At 37.0% G+C, this 18,478-nt stretch carries 21 protein-coding genes; 18 read left to right on the top strand and 3 right to left on the bottom strand.

Annotated elements, in window-relative coordinates:
• Nucleotides 1-68: 68 nt before the first annotated feature.
• From IEX65_RS12025 to IEX65_RS12015, 3 genes are all read left to right on the top strand, one after another.
• A complete protein-coding gene (locus IEX65_RS12025) occupies nt 69-665 on the top strand; it encodes a Crp/Fnr family transcriptional regulator (RefSeq protein ID WP_308424955.1) in 597 nt (198 codons plus the stop codon).
• A gap of 76 nt (nt 666-741) precedes the next feature.
• On the top strand, nt 742-1,281 hold the full coding sequence (locus tag IEX65_RS12020; RefSeq protein ID WP_188766310.1) for a DinB family protein: 540 nt from the start codon (nt 742-744) through the stop codon (nt 1,279-1,281).
• Between the two features lie 250 nt (nt 1,282-1,531).
• Complete coding sequence (locus tag IEX65_RS12015; RefSeq protein WP_188766309.1) at nt 1,532-2,935, top strand: amidohydrolase family protein; 1,404 nt, start codon at nt 1,532-1,534, stop codon at nt 2,933-2,935.
• Nucleotides 2,936-3,016: 81 nt separating this feature from the next.
• On the opposite strand, the gene IEX65_RS12010 is transcribed toward IEX65_RS12015, so the two are convergent.
• Complete coding sequence (locus tag IEX65_RS12010; RefSeq protein WP_188766308.1) at nt 3,017-3,982, bottom strand: GlxA family transcriptional regulator; 966 nt, start codon at nt 3,980-3,982, stop codon at nt 3,017-3,019.
• 114 nt (nt 3,983-4,096) lie between these two features.
• Here IEX65_RS12010 and IEX65_RS12005 point away from each other — a divergent pair, with 114 nt between their 5' ends.
• The 8 genes from IEX65_RS12005 (at nt 4,097) to IEX65_RS11970 (ending at nt 9,503) form a co-directional block, all read left to right on the top strand.
• Nucleotides 4,097-4,666, top strand: coding sequence for a dihydrofolate reductase family protein (locus tag IEX65_RS12005; RefSeq protein ID WP_188766307.1), 570 nt, complete (start codon nt 4,097-4,099; stop codon nt 4,664-4,666).
• Nucleotides 4,667-4,724: 58 nt separating this feature from the next.
• Nucleotides 4,725-5,147 (top strand): VOC family protein, encoded by a 423-nt coding sequence (locus IEX65_RS12000; RefSeq protein WP_188766306.1) that lies wholly within the window; start codon nt 4,725-4,727, stop codon nt 5,145-5,147.
• Nucleotides 5,148-5,236: 89 nt separating this feature from the next.
• On the top strand, nt 5,237-5,608 hold the full coding sequence (locus tag IEX65_RS11995; protein ID WP_188766305.1) for a DoxX family protein: 372 nt from the start codon (nt 5,237-5,239) through the stop codon (nt 5,606-5,608).
• Nucleotides 5,601-5,960 (top strand): DUF1801 domain-containing protein, encoded by a 360-nt coding sequence (locus tag IEX65_RS11990; RefSeq protein WP_188766304.1) that lies wholly within the window; start codon nt 5,601-5,603, stop codon nt 5,958-5,960. The genes IEX65_RS11995 and IEX65_RS11990 overlap by 8 nt, the downstream gene beginning before the upstream one ends.
• Before the next feature lie 13 nt (nt 5,961-5,973).
• Nucleotides 5,974-6,246, top strand: a complete 273-nt coding sequence (locus tag IEX65_RS11985) for an RNA polymerase alpha subunit C-terminal domain-containing protein (protein ID WP_188766303.1) — start codon at nt 5,974-5,976, stop codon at nt 6,244-6,246.
• Between the two features lie 8 nt (nt 6,247-6,254).
• The gene (locus IEX65_RS11980) at nt 6,255-6,632 is read left to right on the top strand and encodes a VOC family protein (protein ID WP_188766302.1); all 378 of its coding nucleotides are present in this window, start codon (nt 6,255-6,257) and stop codon (nt 6,630-6,632) included.
• 8 nt (nt 6,633-6,640) lie between these two features.
• Complete coding sequence (locus tag IEX65_RS11975) at nt 6,641-6,853, top strand: hypothetical protein (protein WP_188766301.1); 213 nt, start codon at nt 6,641-6,643, stop codon at nt 6,851-6,853.
• Between the two features lie 124 nt (nt 6,854-6,977).
• The gene (locus IEX65_RS11970) at nt 6,978-9,503 is read left to right on the top strand and encodes a phosphocholine-specific phospholipase C (protein WP_188766300.1); all 2,526 of its coding nucleotides are present in this window, start codon (nt 6,978-6,980) and stop codon (nt 9,501-9,503) included.
• A gap of 39 nt (nt 9,504-9,542) precedes the next feature.
• On the opposite strand, the gene IEX65_RS11965 is transcribed toward IEX65_RS11970, so the two are convergent.
• Nucleotides 9,543-10,601 carry a response regulator gene (locus IEX65_RS11965; RefSeq protein ID WP_188766299.1) on the bottom strand — a complete coding sequence of 353 codons (1,059 nt, stop codon included), beginning with the start codon at nt 10,599-10,601 and terminating at the stop codon, nt 9,543-9,545.
• 6 nt (nt 10,602-10,607) lie between these two features.
• Nucleotides 10,608-11,831: a PAS domain-containing sensor histidine kinase gene (locus IEX65_RS11960; protein WP_188766298.1), complete on the bottom strand. Its 1,224-nt coding sequence runs from the start codon at nt 11,829-11,831 to the stop codon at nt 10,608-10,610.
• A 215-nt stretch (nt 11,832-12,046) separates the two neighbouring features.
• On the opposite strand from IEX65_RS11960, the gene IEX65_RS11955 reads away from it, so the two are divergent.
• From IEX65_RS11955 to IEX65_RS11925, 7 genes are all read left to right on the top strand, one after another.
• Complete coding sequence (locus tag IEX65_RS11955) at nt 12,047-12,859, top strand: universal stress protein (protein ID WP_188766297.1); 813 nt, start codon at nt 12,047-12,049, stop codon at nt 12,857-12,859.
• Nucleotides 12,860-12,963: 104 nt separating this feature from the next.
• The gene (locus tag IEX65_RS11950) at nt 12,964-13,338 is read left to right on the top strand and encodes a hypothetical protein (protein WP_188766296.1); all 375 of its coding nucleotides are present in this window, start codon (nt 12,964-12,966) and stop codon (nt 13,336-13,338) included.
• 15 nt (nt 13,339-13,353) lie between these two features.
• On the top strand, nt 13,354-15,813 hold the full coding sequence (locus IEX65_RS11945; protein ID WP_229250645.1) for a heavy metal translocating P-type ATPase: 2,460 nt from the start codon (nt 13,354-13,356) through the stop codon (nt 15,811-15,813).
• Nucleotides 15,814-15,886: 73 nt separating this feature from the next.
• Nucleotides 15,887-16,063, top strand: a complete 177-nt coding sequence (gene ccoS, locus IEX65_RS11940) for a cbb3-type cytochrome oxidase assembly protein CcoS (RefSeq protein ID WP_188766295.1) — start codon at nt 15,887-15,889, stop codon at nt 16,061-16,063.
• Nucleotides 16,064-16,142: 79 nt separating this feature from the next.
• Nucleotides 16,143-16,910 (top strand): hypothetical protein, encoded by a 768-nt coding sequence (locus IEX65_RS11935; RefSeq protein WP_188766294.1) that lies wholly within the window; start codon nt 16,143-16,145, stop codon nt 16,908-16,910.
• A 110-nt stretch (nt 16,911-17,020) separates the two neighbouring features.
• Nucleotides 17,021-17,878 (top strand): universal stress protein, encoded by an 858-nt coding sequence (locus IEX65_RS11930; protein ID WP_188766293.1) that lies wholly within the window; start codon nt 17,021-17,023, stop codon nt 17,876-17,878.
• An 88-nt stretch (nt 17,879-17,966) separates the two neighbouring features.
• Complete coding sequence (locus IEX65_RS11925; RefSeq protein ID WP_188766292.1) at nt 17,967-18,374, top strand: hypothetical protein; 408 nt, start codon at nt 17,967-17,969, stop codon at nt 18,372-18,374.
• Nucleotides 18,375-18,478 lie beyond the last annotated feature (104 nt).

Raw genomic sequence — 18,478 nt, 5'->3', positions numbered from 1 at the left:
ACTACTAAGAACAAAATGTCGATTATTTAATTTACTTGATTTGACCACCCAAAAATCAATCTTGCCCGATGATGATTTCTGATGCTTCACATAAATTGCTTTTCAAGCAAACTGTTGACGGAATTTATTCATTATCTGATGAAGATTTTGATGCCTTTTTTGAGTTATTCAAGCCTTTTTCTGCCAAAAGAAAGGAAATCTTGACGTATAGCGGTACAGTTGAGAAAAATCTATTTTATATCATTGATGGTTTGCATCGAATGTATTATTCTGATGAAAATGGCCGTGAAGCAACCATTTTGTTTTCATATTCGGGAAACTTTGGGGGTGTTTTAGATTCAATGATGAGTCAGCGGGCATCGATTTTTTTTTACGAAGCTATAAGCCCATCGGTTTTTCTGAGAGCATCTTTTCAACAAATCGAACTCTTAATTCAGACCCGACCAGCCATTGAAATTTTATTGAGAAAAGGTCTAATCAGTGCTTTTTCTGGCGTTTTAGAAAGATTAGTTGAGCTTCAATGTTTTTCTTCCGAAGAAAAATTCCGACAATTACTCAAGCGTAGCCCACATATTCTGCAAATAGTTCCGCATAAATACCTCGCCAACTATATTGGTATTGATGCCAGTAATTTTAGTAAACTAATAAACTCGGTGCAGATATAAATCTTGGTATTTACCAACTTTTTCTAATTTAATTTAGCCCAATTTTGCGAATGAAAATTAATCATTCTTAGAATTTATGGAAAAGCTATTATTACTTAATCAATTAGAAAATCAAGTTGAAAATCATTTACAGCAGGCTATTCAAAAATATCAGAATCTTTCAAATGAATTATTGCTAAAGCCTTCATCATCAGGAGGTTGGAGTATTGCTCAGTGTTTAGAGCATTTGAATTCTTACGGTGTTTATTATTTGCCATTATTTAAAAAAGGTTTATACGCAAGCCAAGATGATATGCGTGTAGAAACCATAGAAAGTACTTGGTTGGGAAAATTGGCCATTGATTCGATGAACCCCGAAAAAGGCAAGAAAAAGTTTAAAGCCAGAAAAGGGCATATTCCCGAAGTGATATTAGATGCAAAGGCTGTTATTGCCGAATTTATCAATCAACAAGAGCAATTATTACAGATTTTACGAATTGCTAAAAACAAGCGTATTCAGCAAATAAAGATACCGATTTCAATAGCAAAGTTTTTGAAATTGCATTTGGGGGATGCCATACAGTTTTTGATTATTCATAACGAACGCCATATTCAGCAGGCAAATCGAAATCTGTAAAGAATCAAAAAGTTATAATTATGCTTAAACTACGTCCTTTAGGGCGTGGTAAAAAGTAAAAAGTGGAATTGTGGCTTTAGCCATGACTGCTTCTAAGTCAAGACTAAAGCCAAATGCTTTTTTATATCTTCCACGCCCTAAAGGACGTGGTTTGAAGAATAAAAGACCTCATTTTTAATGCTTTTAATCCATAAAGAATATTTGTTTTGCATATTTTTACTCATATTTGTAGTCAATACCGATTTCAAATATGAAAAAAACTACTCTGACAAGCGTCCTCATTTTATTCATTTCTTCACTTTGTATCGCTCAAAGCAAAGTCGACTTAGCTATTACAAACGCCAATATTATTGATATTCGAACAGGGAAACTGACTAATAATAAGGTAGTTATTGTTGATAAAGGCGAGATTATAAATGTTTGCTCACCTGCCGAACTGAGTAAATATAAAGCCAATCAAACGATTTCTGCCAAAGGTAAATTCGTAATGCCAGCCCTTTGGGATATGCACGTGCATTTTGGCGGTGGCGATAGCTTGATTCAAGAAAATAAAGATTTGATGAATCTGTATATTGCGATGGGAATCACGGCCGTAAGAGATGCAGCAGCTGATATTTCACCAAGTGTGCTGGAATGGCGTAAGGCAGTGAATGATGGCAAACTTCTGGGGCCAACAATTTTTACTTCTGGGCCAAAACTCGAAGGTTACAAGTCGATTTGGTTGGGTGATATTGAGGTTGGTACAATGGATGAAGTAAACAAAGCCCTTGATTCACTGGATAAACTAAAAGTCGATTTTGTGAAGATTACCGACAATACAATCAAACCCGAGATTTATTTGGGAAGCATCAAAGAGGCAAGAAGGAGAGGTTATAAAACATCAGCACATATTCCGCCTGTATTTACGATTGAGCAAGTGAGCGAAGCGGGCTTGAGTAGCGTTGAGCATATTACGTATCTATTGCGTGCAGGTTTAAAAAATCAGAAAGAGCTAAGCGACCAAGTAGCCAATGGCACACAAACCGCCAGAGATTTATCACTAAAAGCCCTCAACGAATTTGATGAAGCAACTGCCGAAGCGGCATTCAAGATTTTAGCAAAAAATAAAACTGCCGTAACTCCAACATTATCAATTAGTTATGCAACTGCATTTTTAGATGTAAACGACCACCAAAATGATGCGTTCTTGAAATATATTGGGCCCGGTTTACGCAAAACTTACGATTGGCGAGTGCAACGTGCGGCCAAAGATACCAAAGAAGCTATCGAAATTCGTCACCGAACCATCGAAAAAGCAGCGTCTTTGTTGCCATTATTGCAGCGTTCGGGCGTGAAGATTTTGGCAGGAACTGATGCTGGATATTTGAATAGTTTTGATTACCCAGGCTTGGGACTTCACCAAGAATTGGAACTGATGGTCAAAAATGGACTTACACCATTGCAGGCTTTGCAGGCATCAATCATTAATGGGCCTGATTTTTTGAATAAATCAGAAAAATACGGAAGTGTGAGCAAGGGCAAAAAAGCAGATATTTTGTTGCTCAACGAAAACCCGTTGCTCAACATTTCGGCTACACAAAATATATATGGTTTAGTAGCTCACGGAGAATATTTGGATGCTGCCAAACTTAAAAGTCTCCTGATTGCGAAGTAATTGATAATTGAGAATTGATAATTGAGAATTGATAATTGATAAATCATTATTCATTTTCAATTCTCCATTATCAATTAAAAATTAAGAATTATACTTATTTCTATACTCAATCGGTGACATTCCTACCAGTTTTCTGAAAACATCACGGAAAGCTTTTAAATCGGTATAACCCACATCATACATTACTTCGTTAACGGTTTTTCTGCCACTTTCGAGTTGTTTTTTTGCGGATTCTATTTTTACTCTTTGTATGTATTCAATAACTGTATTTGAAGTCGCTTTCTTGAATCTACGTTCAAATGTTCGTCTTCCAATGCCAAATCTATCAGCCAAATCTTCTACATTGAGTTTTGTTTGGTAGTGTTTTTCGATAAACTCTTGAGCATTCAGAATCTGCGTATCTTCATGGTCTTTTTGTCCTTGAAACATCACAAATGGTGATTGGCTGTTTCGTCCCATTTCGAGCAAAAAGAATTTAGAAGCCATAATTGCCATTTCACGATTCGTGTATTTTTCTACCAAATAAAGTAGTAAATTCCAGTACGAAGTAGCTCCTCCACTCGAATAAATGCCATTTTGCTCGGTGATAACCTTGTCATCAGCGAGATACACTTCTGGAAACATCGTTCTGAATTCATTCGCATAAAGCCAATGGGTTGAGCATGATTTTCCGTTTAAAAGCCCAGTTGAGGCCAATAAAAATGCTCCCACACACAGGCTGGCAATTTCAGCCCCTTTACGATGTTGGTCTTGAATCCACGGAATAAAACCTTCGTTTTGTTTGATGGCCTGAGCCATATTTCCGCTCAAGGCAGGAATAATTATCAAATCAGCTTTCCTGACTTCATTCAAGAGAAAATCAGGATAAAATGAAATCAAACCATCATTTAGCTTGACTTCTTTGCTCATTCCTACTAATTTTATGTTGAAAGCGGGTTGGAGTTCCATACTTTTATAGAACTCATTAATGGCCGAAAACATATATCGTGGGTCAACGATTGCAGCTGGAATAGCTGTTTCAGGAACTAATATCATGACGTTTTTCATGCCGTAAAACTATAAAAAAAGTTTGTCGCAATCAACCCACTAAATTGTCGTTTTTACATATTTCTAATTCAGAATATTGCCCGTAGTTTTGTGGCATTAAATCTTACAAAAATTATGAGAAAGCTAAAATTACAAGTTCAAATGTCGGTCGATGGTTTTATTGCTGGTCCAAATGGTGAAATGGATTGGATGGTTTGGAACTGGGATGATGCCCTAAAAAACTATGTTTCAGCCCTTACTGATGATGTCGATTGTATCATTTTAGGTCGAAAACTGGCCGAAGGTTTTATTCCACATTGGGCAGGTGCTGCACAAATCGAGAACGATGAACAAGATTTTGCAAAAAAAATGAGCGAAACTCACAAAGTAGTTTTCACAAAAACACTTGAAAGTGCTGATTGGTCGAATGCTATTTTAGCAAAAGGAAACCTTGTTGATGAAATCAATGCTTTGAAAAATCAATCTGGTAGTGATATCATCGTATATGGTGGAGGGTCATTTGTTTCTTCTCTAATCAAAGAGGGCTTGATTGATGAGTACCATCTTTTTGTAAATCCTGCGATTTTGGGCAAAGGAATGCCAATATTTCAAAGTTTATCTGCTAAGCAAGGACTTACTTTGAGAAAAGCACAGGGTTTTGACTGTGGAATTACGCTTCTTTGTTATGAGTTTAAAAAAGATTAACGGTATTTTGATAAATCAGTAAAATTAGTGTGTTTCTAAATTAAAATTATGAAAAACTATGAATAATGAAATTTCTCTTTGCCTTTGGTTTGATGGCCAAGCCAAAGAAGCGGCCGAGTTTTATTGCTCGGTTTTCTCAAACTCAAAAATTACTTCCGCAAATCCTATGATGGTCACTTTTGAGTTAAATGGCCGAAAAATGATGGGACTCAATGGTGGCCCACAATTCAAATTCAACGAAGCTACATCGCTTGTGGTAAATTGTGAAAACCAAGAAGAAATTGATTATTATTGGGCAAAACTCACCGAAGGTGGAGAAGAAAGTCAGTGCGGTTGGTTGAAAGATAAGTACGGACTTTCGTGGCAAATTGTGCCTTCAATTTTGGGTAAGTTGGTTTCAGACCCTGAAAAAGGACAACGAGTTGTACAAGCCTTTATGAAAATGAAAAAATTTGATATTCAAACCCTCTTGAATGCTTAACTAATGCTTTTGCAAAATAAAGAATTGACATTATATTTATACCTAACTAAAAATATTGACTAAATAGCCTAATAAATAAAACTAAAAACATGAAAAAAGATAAAATCATCTATTGGACAGCTACCACCATTATCGCTTTATTTGAAGGAGTAATGCCAGCTTTGACATCTCAAACTGAATTGGCAAAAGAAGGAATCAGACATTTGGGGTATCCAGAATATTTCGGAAACGCATTGGTTGTTTTTAAGGTTTTAGGGGTTTTGGCTTTAGTTATTCCACAAGTGCCAAAACGAGTTAAAGAATGGGCTTATGCTGGCTTTGCTTTTGACTTTATTTTTGCAACAATCAGTCACGGAGCAGTTGATGGAATCAATGGACAAACATTTTTTCCTTTGGTTGTTTTTGCAATTTTAGCAGTTTCATATGTTTATTATCATAAATTAAACCCTCAAAATGACTGATACTGAGCAAGTGACAGCATATATGGAGACTTTGGAGCATCCGCTAAAAGCTGAGATAGAAGCTTTGAGAATGATTATCAAAGAAACAAATGCCCAAATTTCAGAACGAATCAAGTGGAAAGCTCCAAGCTATTATTGTAAAGAAGATTTCTTGACATTCAACCACCGAATGCAAGATAAAGTGCATTTAATTTTTCATAATGAAGCCATTCCAAAGATAAACTCTGTAATTCTCGAAGGTGACTATAAAGACCGTAGAATGGTATATTTTAAAGATATGACTGATGTTTTGGCTAAAAAAACTGAATTACAGAGAATTATATCCGAGTTATTAGAATTGATTGAAAATTAAGGTTTTACCGAAGATGCTAAAGATTTGCGAGAAAGGTCATCAATTTTTCAAAAATAGCGATTGTCCAACGTGTCCAGTTTGTGAGCAAGAAAATAAGCCTAAAGATGGGTTTTTAAGCTTGCTTCCTGCACCTGCACGGCGGGCATTAGAAAACAACAACATTCATACTTTAGACGAATTATCAAAATTTAGCGAGGTTGAAATTCTGAAACTACATGGAATGGGTAAAACCTCTATTCCCAAACTTCAAAAAGCATTGTCCGATGTTGGATTAAGTTTTAAATAATAGTATTTATGAATACCATAGGATATTTTGAAATACAATCTTCAAATCCTGCCAGTGATGCAAAATTTTATGAGGCAGTTTTTGGCTGGAAATTTATAAAAGACGAATTTCTGCCGATTGAATATTACAGAATCGAAACCAATTCTATCAATGGAGGCTTGCTCAAAAGACCAAGTAATATACCGCAATTGGGCGGTGGTACGAACGCCTTTGTATGTTCGATAGAAGTAGCCAATTTTGATGAAATAGCCGAACTAATTATTGCCAATGGTGGACAAATTGCTCTACCGAAGTTCGCCATTCCAGCACGGTGTTATCAAGGATATTTCATTGATTTGGATAACAATACTTTTGGGGTTTTTGAGGTCAATGCCCAAGCAAAGTAAACAAAAATATGATTGAAGTTTTTAAGACTGATATTAGGAATAAAACTACGGCAAAAGCCATTTTAAAAATATTGAAACAAAGTTTTCCATCTGAAAATTTTAATTTTGACCTCAATGATTGTGATAAGATTTTAAGAACAGAATGTAATGATAATATTAGTCAACAAATCATTGAAGTAATTAATAATCAGGGTTTTAGATGCGAGATTTTAGAAGAGTAGCTTATTCAGTATGCTACTCTTTTTGTTTCGATGGATTAATAACAAAAAAATAATGCTCTAATTTTTAAAAATATTTAATAAAGCAGTATTTTCGATAAAAATTCAGAGACTATTCAACCCTAACATGGAATCCAGAAGAGACTTCATCAAGAAAGCAACTTTATTGGCCAGCGGAGCTGGTCTGATGGGCGTTTTGCCTCCATCAATTCAAAAAGCATTGGCCATTAATCCTGCCGAGGGCAGTACCTTTTGGGATGCCGAACACGTAGTGATTTTAATGCAGGAAAATCGCTCATTCGACCACAGTTATGGCACACTTCAAGGCGTACGTGGCTTCAATGACCCACGAGCCATTAGTTTACCAAATAAAAATAAAGTTTGGTTGCAGTCGAACCTGAAAGGAGAAACTTTTGCTCCGTTCAGACTCAATCTGAAAGATTCAAATGCTACTTGGATGAGTTCGTTGCCGCATTCTTGGGAAAACCAAGTCGATGCCCGCAATAATGGCAAATATGATAAATGGCTGCACGTAAAGCAGTCAGGCAACAAAGCCTACAAAGAAATGCCACTGACTTTGGGTTATTATAACCGTGAAGATATTCCGTTTTATTATGCACTGGCCGATGCCTTTACGGTATGCGACCAAAATTTCTGTTCTTCATTGACAGGGACAACACCTAATCGTTTGTATTTATGGACAGGTACGATTCGTGAAAAAGCTGATTTTGAGGCAAAAGCCAACGTAAAAAACGAAGACGTTGATTACGGAAAATGGGCAAAATGGAAAACTTTCCCCGAAAGATTGGAAGAAAACGGTATTTCATGGAAAATCTACCAAAATGAAATCAGTTTACCAGTTGGTTTTGAAGGTGAAGAAGAAGGTTGGCTCGCCAATTTTACCGATAATCCGATTGAATGGTTCGAGCAGTATGCCGTGAAGTTTTCGCCTGAATATTACAAATACATTCAGAAAATGAATGATATTTTGCCGAAAGATATTGCTACGCTCGAAAAAAATTTGGCATCGTTGAATGGAGCTGAACTCGAAAAAGCAAAATCTGAATTGGCTCGTAAAAAATCATACTATGAAATCTTAAAGCAAGATTTGGTACAATATACGCCCGAAAATTTCGAAAAACTGAATGATTTTAACAAAAATCTCCATCGAAAAGCTTTTACCAATAACCGTAACGACCCACATTATCATGAATTGACCACGCTTGAATACGATGATAATGGCACGCCAAGAAAAGTAGAAGTACCGAAGGGAGATGTTTTGTATCAGTTCAGAAAAGATGTTGAAAATAAGCAACTTCCGATGGTTACATGGTTGGTTGCTCCCGAAAATTTCTCTGACCACCCTGGGGCTCCGTGGTATGGTGCTTGGTATGTGTCGGAAGTGATGGATATTCTGACGAAAAATCCAGAAGTTTGGAAAAAGACCATTTTTATTTTGGCTTATGATGAAAACGATGGTTATTTCGACCACGTTCCGCCGTTTGTGCCACCACATCATGCAAAGCCAAATACGGGTAAAGTTTCGGCTGGAATTGATACTTCAGCCGAACAAGTAAATTTGATTCATGAAAAACAAAGAAAATACAAAGACCCCGAAAAAGATGCTCGTGAAGATGCCATCGGCTTAGGCTTTAGAGTGCCGTTGGTGATTGCTTCGCCGTGGAGTAGGGGTGGAAACGTATGTTCTGAAGTCTTTGACCATACATCTATTTTGCAGTTTTTGGAGAAGTTTTTGAAACACAAAACCAAGAAAGAAATCACCGAAACCAATATCAGCGATTGGCGTAGAACAGTTTGTGGCGACCTTACTTCAACATTCAAACCTTATAACGGAGAAAAGATAGCTTTGCCAACTTTTGTTGCCAAAGAGCCTTTTATTCAGTCGGTTCATAAAGCGAAATTTAAGAAATTACCATCAAATTTCAAGCCTTTAACTGCTGATGAAATCAGTAGCGTAAACACACAAAGTGCTGATTATGAATGGCTTCCGAAACAGGAAAAGGGAATTCGTAAAGCCACTTCAATTCCGTATGAATTATATGTTGATGGGAGTTTGAGTGAAGATAAAAAAACTTTCCAAGTGAGTTTTGGAGTAGGTGATAAGGTTTTTGGGAATAAAGTAAAAGGTTGTCCGTTTGTGGCGTATTTTACTGATAATGAGCTAAAAACTCGTAATTATGCTGTAAAAAGAGGCGATGAATTGACCGATACTTGGGCTTTAGATACATTCACCAATAAAAATTATAGTGTAGAAGTTTATGGCCCGAATGGATTTTATCGCTCGTTTGCTGGTAACGAAACTCAGCCACAACTCGAAACAAAGTTGAAATATCAAGCCAGCGATGCCGCAAAAAAGAGCTTAACAGGCAATGTTGTGATTGAGTTGCAAAATAAAGATAGTAAGAGTTTAAAAGTTGAAATCAATGATTTATCCTACAAAACTGGCAAAAAAGTGTTGGATTTGCCAAAAGGCGGAACGGCAAATTTGGTTTTAAACTTACAAAATAGCCATCAATGGTATGATTTTTCGGTAAAAGTAGAAGGAAATGATACTTTTGAGAAAAGATACGCAGGCCATGTAGAAACTGGCCGAGAAAGTTTCACCGACCCAGCAATGGGAAAGGTGATTTAAAAGTTGAAAGGAAGACTTCGCTTCAAGCGAAGTCTTCCTTCAATTCTTCAACCGCTTCAATTTTTCCAAATTTAAAATTGTAATTTTTCCAGACTCTATTTCTATTAGTTTTTCGTCTTTGAAGTCGGAAAGCGTTCTGATGGCAGTTTCGAGCGAAGTTCCCGCAACGTTTGAAAGGTCTTCACGGCTAATTTTCATATTATTGCTGGCTGTACCTTCTTTTACCAAATGACTATGGAATTTTAGCAAAGCCTCAGAAATACGTTTTCTTACAGAATTATAAGCGAGTTTGAGTAGTTGTTCTTCGTTGGCTTTAACGTTATTTGAAAGTAACTGAATAAATTTCTGTGCAACTTGGCGGTTTTTATGAACGAGATTATAAAAATCATTTTTCGGAATCAGGCAAATCTCGCAATCTTCCATCGCCGCCGCCGATTCGGTGTAGTTGCTTTCTTGTAGTAAATCTACATAGCCCAAATAATCATTCTTGTCGTAAATATTTATTATCAGCTCTTTACCATCATCATTAGTCTTGAAAGTTTTGATTTTTCCTTTGATAACGCAGAATAAATAAAGCGGATAATCGCCTTCACGGTAAATCTCACTTTTCTTTTTATAGCTTCTTACTTCACGGCTTTCGAGTAGTTTTTTTAGTTCTTGGTCGCCACCTGCATCGCTGATTAGTTCGTCGAGTCCGCCTAAATCTTGTGTGTAGTTTTTTTGTAAAAGTTCAACTTTCTTGAGTCGGCTTTCGATAGCATTCAGCAATTCTACATCATCAAAAGGCTTGGTTATGTAGTCATCGGCACCCATTTCCATACCTTTTCTGAAATCAGAGCGGTCGGCTTTGGCAGTCAGAAATATAAACGGAACATTGGCAGTATCGGGTGTTTTTGAGAGTAAATGCAGCACACTGTAGCCATCCATGATGGGCATCATGATGTCGCAGATAATCAAATCTGGTTTTTCGTGGTGAGCTTTTTCTACGCCAACTCGTCCGTTTTCGGCGGTTACTACCTGATAATCAGCCAGTTCGAGAATCTCGGCTGTGTTTTCTCTGATTTCGGTGTTATCTTCAATAAGCAATATCTTTTTCATGCGATTCTAAAAATTTCGAGGAAGGTTTATAAAAAATGTTGTGCCTTCGTTTTCTTTGCTTTTAAATGTGATTGTGCCTTTCAGCAGATTTACGTAGTGAGCCACAATACTTAAACCGAGTCCCGTACCTTGAATTTCGCCCGCATTGCTCGAACGGAAAAAACGCTCGAATAAATGTTTTTGGTCGGCTTCAGGAATCCCGATTCCTTGGTCAGCAACGCTTAGTTTTAGTTCGTTTTCCGACAAATTGGCACTGATTGTTATGTTGTTGTTTTCGGGCGAAAACTTGATGGCGTTTGATACTAAATTAATAAAAATATTACGAATAAGCGTTTTATCGAGGCTTACCATACAACTTCCATTATTGGCACACGAAAGGTTTATTTTTTGTCCAGTTTTTGTAATTCCCTGCAACTCTTGCATCAAATTTTCAATCATATCGTGTAGATTAAATGATTCGATATTGAGCATTACTTTGCCTTCTTCGAGTTTGTTCAGCGATAAAAAATCATTCAAAATATCGGTCAGGTTGCGTACCGAAGATTTGATTCTACCGATGTGCTTTAATCTTTTCTCTTCATCTTGCAAAGCAGAGTATTTTTCAACTAACGAAAGCGACGATAAAACCGTAGCCAATGGTGTGCGAAACTCGTGCGAGGCAATCGAAATAAACCTTGATTTCATCGAATTTACTTCACGTTCACGTTTCAGTGAATTATCAAGTTCGTCTTTGGTTTGTTCGAGTTTCTGAATCGCCTCTTTCAGAATCATGGTGCGTTCTTCAACCTCTTTTTCGAGCTCGGCTTTGTAGGCAATGAGCTGATTTTCAGCCTTTTTTCTGATTGTAATATCAATGATAAACGCAATTACGAAACTTCCCTGACTATTGGTGTACGGACTCAAACTGACTTCTACTGGAAACTCCGTACCATTTTTTCTTTTAGCAAATAAATCGAAATTCGCACCCATCGAGCGAGCGTGTGGGCATTCCGAAAACTGTTGTCGATGTTTTACATGCCTTTCAGTCAGGCGATTAGGAATTAATATTTCAATCGGTTGGCCAATAAATTCATCTGTATTGTAGCCAAACATCATTTCGGTGCTTGGGTTTACTTTGATAATTTTCCCTTCGTTATCCGTAATTAGTATAGCTTCAGTAGCAAATTGAAAAATAGCTTCTACCTGATTCAGCATGTCGTTTTCAGCAATTGAAATATTGGTTGCAATCATCGGGCAAGTTAGGATAATAGTGTGTTGATAAAATATGACTTTGGTCAGTATTTCAAAAATACTTGGCTTCAAAGATAAAAATTTATACTCGGAAGTTTAGCGTTTTATCAATATCATATTTGCTTATGACAAATGTCATAATAATTGTTTTATAAAACTCCAAAATTTGTAGCGTAGAAAAAATGGTAGTGTCAATATCTAAAACAAACTACGTTATGAAAACCATCGTATTTGCCACTGACTTTTCGAGAGGTTCAAGGAAAGCAGCCCAAACGGCGGCCCAAACCGCCACCAAAACTGGTGCAAAACTTATTCTTTTTCATGCGTATCGTTTTCTGATGCCTTATGATTCAGAAATGAGTATGTTGGCTCTTACATCAAAAGATTTAGAAAAACATAGTTTATATATGCTCAAACGTCTCAAAGCAAGGCTTATCAAGAAGTTTTCGCCAGCTTTAGAGATAGAGTTAATGGTTAAAGAAGGCTTAGTAGTAGATGCTTTGACCGAAGTTTTAGACGAAACCAACGCCGATTTGTTGGTTATGGGAAGCGTGGGTGATTCGCCATTGGGAAGTAGATATTTTGGTAGTTTGGCCACTTCAATGATTCATCATGCCAATGTGCCAATGCTTTTAGTGCCTCCAAAAGCGAAGTTTTCGGCTTTCCAAAATACAGTTTTGGGGCTTGATTTTAGGTATGATATTGATGCTACTCTTTTGGGTAAAACAATCAATATTTTGAGAGATTTAGATGCCGTCGTAAATCTTTACACGGTGGCTGACGAGTCGGAGTATGCCAAAGCGAGTGCATTGAAAATCAGGGAGTTGATGAAAAATGTGCCGCACACTTACACGCTCGTTGAGGGCGGAGATTTCCCGAAAGCTGTGTTAGATTTTTCGAGAGCCAATCATTCAGATTTGATAATTACATTCCCAAGAAAGCATAATCTTTTCGAGCGTTTCTTTATCGAAACCAATACCGAGCGTTTGGCTCTCAACGAGGAGATTCCGATTCTGACAGTGGTTTAATACTTATTGAATTTCTGTAAAAGCAATGGAAGAATGAAAGTGACAGCTTTGCATGAGCAAACATAATATTTCCCCAACTTTCAATCTCTAATAATGAAACACCTATGATTATTTATGTAAAACCTGATATAAAGGCAACTGATTTAATAAGACAGTTCAACGAGATTTACCCATTTCTTCGGCTCGAAATTTATCATCGAGGCGAAGAAATGAGTGATGCTGCTCATGACTGCTTGTTGTGTGATATTGTGCATAGAAAAGCCGTCGAGAGCTTTGCGATTTCGCCCGAAATGAAGGTTTCGGAGGTGGAAAATATGTTTTGGGAAAATATGGGGATTCAAATCTCGATATTTAGAAAATCAGGAAAAACTTGGTTAGAATCGTCGTTTACTAATTATTGGTCGCTCGAACGCCAAAATAATTTAGGAAAAGACATGAATGATTTTATGAAAATCGAGCCACAAAAAATTAGAGTTTAGCAAACAAAAACTTTTTTGATTAAAGGAGAAGCGAATGATATGAGTCAGATAGCAGAAGTAGAAGAAAAATTGGTGTGTTATCATTGTGGCGACGAATGTCCCGATGATTCGATTGCCATTGACGATAAGCATTTTTGTTGTCATGGTTGCCAAACTGTGTTTGAGATTCTACAGGATAATAATCTTTGTGCCTACTATGACCTCAACGATAACGCAGGGATTAGCCTAAAAGCCAAAAACTTTGAAGGTAAATATAGCTATCTCGATGAAAGAGATATTGTTGCTCAATTACTTGATTATCAGTCGGGTGAGTTGAGTAAAGTTACGTTTTATGTACCAGACGTTCATTGTAGTTCGTGCGTATGGTTACTTGAAAACTTCAATAAAATCAGAAAAGGAGTTATCTCATCTCGACTAAATTTTATCAAGAAAGAACTTTCGCTGAGCTATAACCCAATAGAAGTTAGTTTGAAAGAAATTGTAGAATTATTGGCTACGCTGGGCTACGAGCCTTTGCTTAATTTGGAGAGTTCCGACAAACCACAACAAAAAAATAATGCACAGCGAAGTTTGATTCTGAAAATAGGTGTGGTTGGTTTTTGTATGGGAAATATCATGATGATGAGTTTTCCTGAATATTTTCACCTCGACCTCAAAAATAGCATTGATGCTACTTACCAAAAGTTTTTCTTGTATTTCAATTTTATGCTTTCGTTGCCAGTTTTCTTTTATGGAGCTTATGATTATTTGAACGGTGCGTGGATTTCAATCAAGGAAAATTTCAAGAAAACTACTGATGTTTTTAGTGTTGATATTCCGATTGCGGTAGCCATTATTACGCTGTATGGACGTAGTGTTTACGAAACATTCTTCAACCATACTGCTGGCTATTACGATAGTATGGCGGGTTTGGTTTTCTTCTTACTGGTTGGAAAATGGATGCAGCAAATCACCTACAATTACCTTTCTTTTGAGCGAAACTATAAGTCATATTTTCCGTTGGCTGTTAAGGTTTTACGTGGAAATGTAGAGTCGTTTATGAATGTAATGGAACTCAAAAAAGGCGATACTATTTATATCCATCACCAAGAGTTGATTCCTGCCGATGCCATTATTTCAAAAGGAAAGGGCATGATTGATTATAGTTTCGTTACGGGCGAGTCTGACCCTGTTAGCAAAAACGTTGGCGAGGTACTTTATGCGGGGGGCCGCCAAAAAGGCGAGCGTTTGGAGTTGATTGTGCAGAAACCTGTTTCGCAGAGTTATCTTACCCAACTTTGGAATAATGAGGCATTTATGAAAGAAAAAGTAATGCCTACAACCGAATTGGCCAATTTGTTCAGTAAATATTTTACGGCAATTACGTTTACAATTGCGACCGTTGCGGGTGTTTATTGGGCATTTTTTGAGCCAAGCCTGTTCTGGAATTCTGTAACTGCTGTGCTAATGGTGGCGTGTCCCTGTGCTTTGACACTTTCAATGCCATTCACGATGTCAACAACGATGGCAATTTTTGGGCGAAATAAATTTTACGTAAAAAATCAGGGTGTAATTCAACTGCTCAACGAAGTAAACGAAATTGCCTTTGATAAAACAGGGACTTTGACTGAAAGTAATTCGGAAAAAGTAAATTTCGTTGGCTCTGAATTGAGTGAATTTGAACAAAAACTCGTAAAAACACTCACGATGCAATCGGCTCACCCGTTGAGCAAAATGATAGCCAATTCGCTGATTATCAAAGATTTTAAAACATTTTCGATAGATTATTTTCAAGAATTTCAAGGCGAGGGACTTGAAGCAAGTATTGCGGGAAACTTGGTGCGACTCGGTAAAGCAGGTTTTATCCAGTCGGCATTAAATCAGGAAGTGAAACATACACATTCATTCCTCGAAATTAATGGCATTCTGATTGGATACTTTGTAGTTGAAACGATTTACCGCAAAAACTGGCAAACGATTCTGACTAACCTCAGCAAGAACTTTAGATTGTTTATACTTTCGGGCGATAATGATGCTGATAAAGAAAAGCTCGTGCCTTATTTCAATGAAAATGCAGTTTATTTTAAGCAGAAACCACAAGATAAACTCAACTTTATCAATCAAGAGCAACAAAAAGGCAATCACGTTTTGATGATTGGCGATGGCCTCAACGATGCAGGTGCTTTAAGGCAAAGCAATGTTGGAATTGCCATCAGTGAAGATATTAAGGTTTTTTCACCCGCTTGCGATGCTATTTTGGACGCTTCAAAATTTGGGCAGTTGGCTGATTTTCTGAAGTTTAGCCGAACTTCACTCAATATCGTGAAAGCAAGTTTTGTGCTATCGTTAGTTTATAATTTTATAGGAATCGGTTGGGCGGTAACTGGCGAACTTTCACCAGTATTGGCTGCTATTTTTATGCCGTTAAGTTCTATTTCGGTGGTGCTTTTTGCGGTTGGGCTTACGCATTTATTTGCCTATTTTAGAAAACTTTAGTAAAACAAGTCTCCCGACTTGTTTGGACAAACCGTGAACAAGTCGGGAGACTTGTTCTACAATAAATACAACTATGAGCATTATCTTATTTTTAGCCGTAGCCGCTATTGTGGTCGCAGGCGGTTTTTTAGGAGCATTTATTTGGGCAACCAAAGATGGACAGTACGACGATACTTACACGCCATCGGTCAGAATGTTGTTCGATAACCCTGTTCAGAGTCCCGAAGCAAAAATTAAGAAAGATGAGTAAGGTCATCTTTATCAGTGATATTTCTCAATATATTTTGTTCGGCTTTTGAAGACTTTTGTTTCATAAATCAAGGCTATTTATGAAACAAACAGGTTCGAAGTGCGTTTACACGATAGCACTAACCACTATGATGTTAGTGCTATTTTTTTCTTACTCGGATACATCGGCACAACAGCACAGTGCCTTTTTGAATGTTCCCGAAACTCAAATCTTCAAGAATAAAAATGCATCAATTTTGGTCAAAAACGTAAAATACACCGAATATTATAAAGAATTTGACTGCAGATGGGAAACCAGCCATGCAGTTGTGAGCGGTTTGAGTGATACTACGGCTCAAAATTATGTCAATGATTGGCTATCGGGAATGACGTTTTTCGGGACGTGCGATGGTGACCATGAATGTCTTGATATTGCATCGTTTCATTATTTCTACAAAATGACTTATGTCACGGCCGTTCAGAACGACCTTCTCGGATTTTTTCAGAAAGCAGGAAATTGTAAAACTTACGAAACTCCATGTTGTGAAACCCAGGATTGGGAAATCTATGATTTAAAACAAAAACGCTTTCTTCTCGAATCGGATATTTTTAAGCAAGATGCACTTTCTCAAAAACTTTTCTTTAAAGCAATCGAAGATAAAGTTGCTCAACGCCATCTGAAATTAATTTCTGATTGGAAGGCTTTCGACCGCCAAATTGGCATTGAAAACCAAACAGGAGGAAATGCCAAAATTGTTGTTTATCTACTTGAAGATGTTGTCGGACAACCAAAAGGTTTGAAGCTTGAGTTTTCTGCTCAAGAAATTGCGAAAATCCTTAATAATGAGATTGTTAAGCGTGTTTTTTAGGCAAAAGTTTCACAAACTGATAACTCTCATATTTGTCTCAAATGCTGGTCATGCTTTATGAAATGCTTGTAGTTTAGATTTGTTGCATCAATCTAAAAATAGCATTCACCATGAAAAAGATTCTGCTTCCAACCGATTTCTCTAAAGCATCAGAAAGAGCCATTCACTATGCTTTGGCAATGTTTAATGATACAGCCTGCGAGTTTACGTTGTTGAATACCTATACAACCAATACTCAACCCGAAATAGCCATGTATGTTTTGGACGACCTGAAAATAAATGCTGAAAATCTGATGGAGAAATTTCTGAAAGGTTTGAAGCAATTTGATAATGAATCGTTTCACACATTCAAGACTGAATATATGCCAGTTTCGGCGGCCAGTGCTATTGAGATTTTGAACCAAACGCATCAATACGATTTGGTGGTTTTGGGAGCGAGTGGGGCAGGGAATAATCTGTTTTTTGGCAGTGTTGCTACCGATGTAGTGCGTAATGTTTCGGCCAATACGCTTGTTATTCCAGCGAATGCTGTGATTAGTCCGCTCAAAAATGTGGTCATGGCCGTTGACTATAATCAAGTGAGCGATTTAAAAGTTTTTGATAACCTAAAAGATTTGCTTGCTCGCAAAGATGCCCAGTTGACACTCCTAACGGTTTTGAAAGATAATCAATCGGCTGATGAGTTAGATGGTTTGGCAAAATACGAATACCATAATTATTTCAATGATGTAAAGGTCAATGATTATTACATCAAAAATTCGGATGTAGAGAAAGGTATCAAAGAGTTTTTGGATATTCATCGTGCCGATTTGCTCGTGATGGTGTCTCGTCATCACTCTTTCTTGGATGTAATCTTTAATCGTAGTGTTACTCGAAAATTTGCGTATCATCCTTCAGTTCCGCTACTCAGTATTTATGATGAAGTGGCTGCTCCATTTATCAATGAAGCCGAGATAGTTACCTTCTAATGATTACCTAACCCCGTTTTTTATTTACAACAAAACTTTAAGTGAGGTAGGCCAAAATCTACCTCACTTTTTTAAACATAAAACTGAAATGACAACTTCTAAAATGCACCAATTGAATCATGCTCATTTTGAGCATAAACTCTGGCGGAATGAACTCGAATTAGTTGCACAAGAAGCTACTTTTTTCCTGAAAACCTTAGATGAATATAAAACAAAAACCATCGCTCAATCGCATGATTCGTTGATTGTGGCCGAATTTGTGAAGCAGTTTCATCATTTTCAACGATTAACTAAACGCTTGCTCGAAGAATTGACAGTTGTCGAAAAAGAAATAGCTCAGGGAGTAATGGCTGATAATATTTTAGATGGCGAACAACGAAAAGATAGAGCTTATTTGAATGAAGAAATGAAATACTTTGAGTCTGATTATAGAGAAACAAAGTACCGTTTTCGCAATTTTATAGCTACTTATGAGCCTGCCCAATCGCTCAATTGATTATATGATTTTAATCATGTTTCCTTCAGACCTCAGTCATGTTTTTGACTGGGGTCTGCTTGTAATTTTACGCCATGATATTACAGGATTAAGAATTAAGAGTG

The sequence above is a fragment of the Emticicia aquatilis genome (assembly GCF_014644295.1).
Classification (GTDB): Bacteria; Bacteroidota; Bacteroidia; order Cytophagales; family Spirosomataceae; genus Emticicia; species Emticicia aquatilis.
This window is presented reverse-complemented; position numbering and strand designations above follow the sequence as displayed.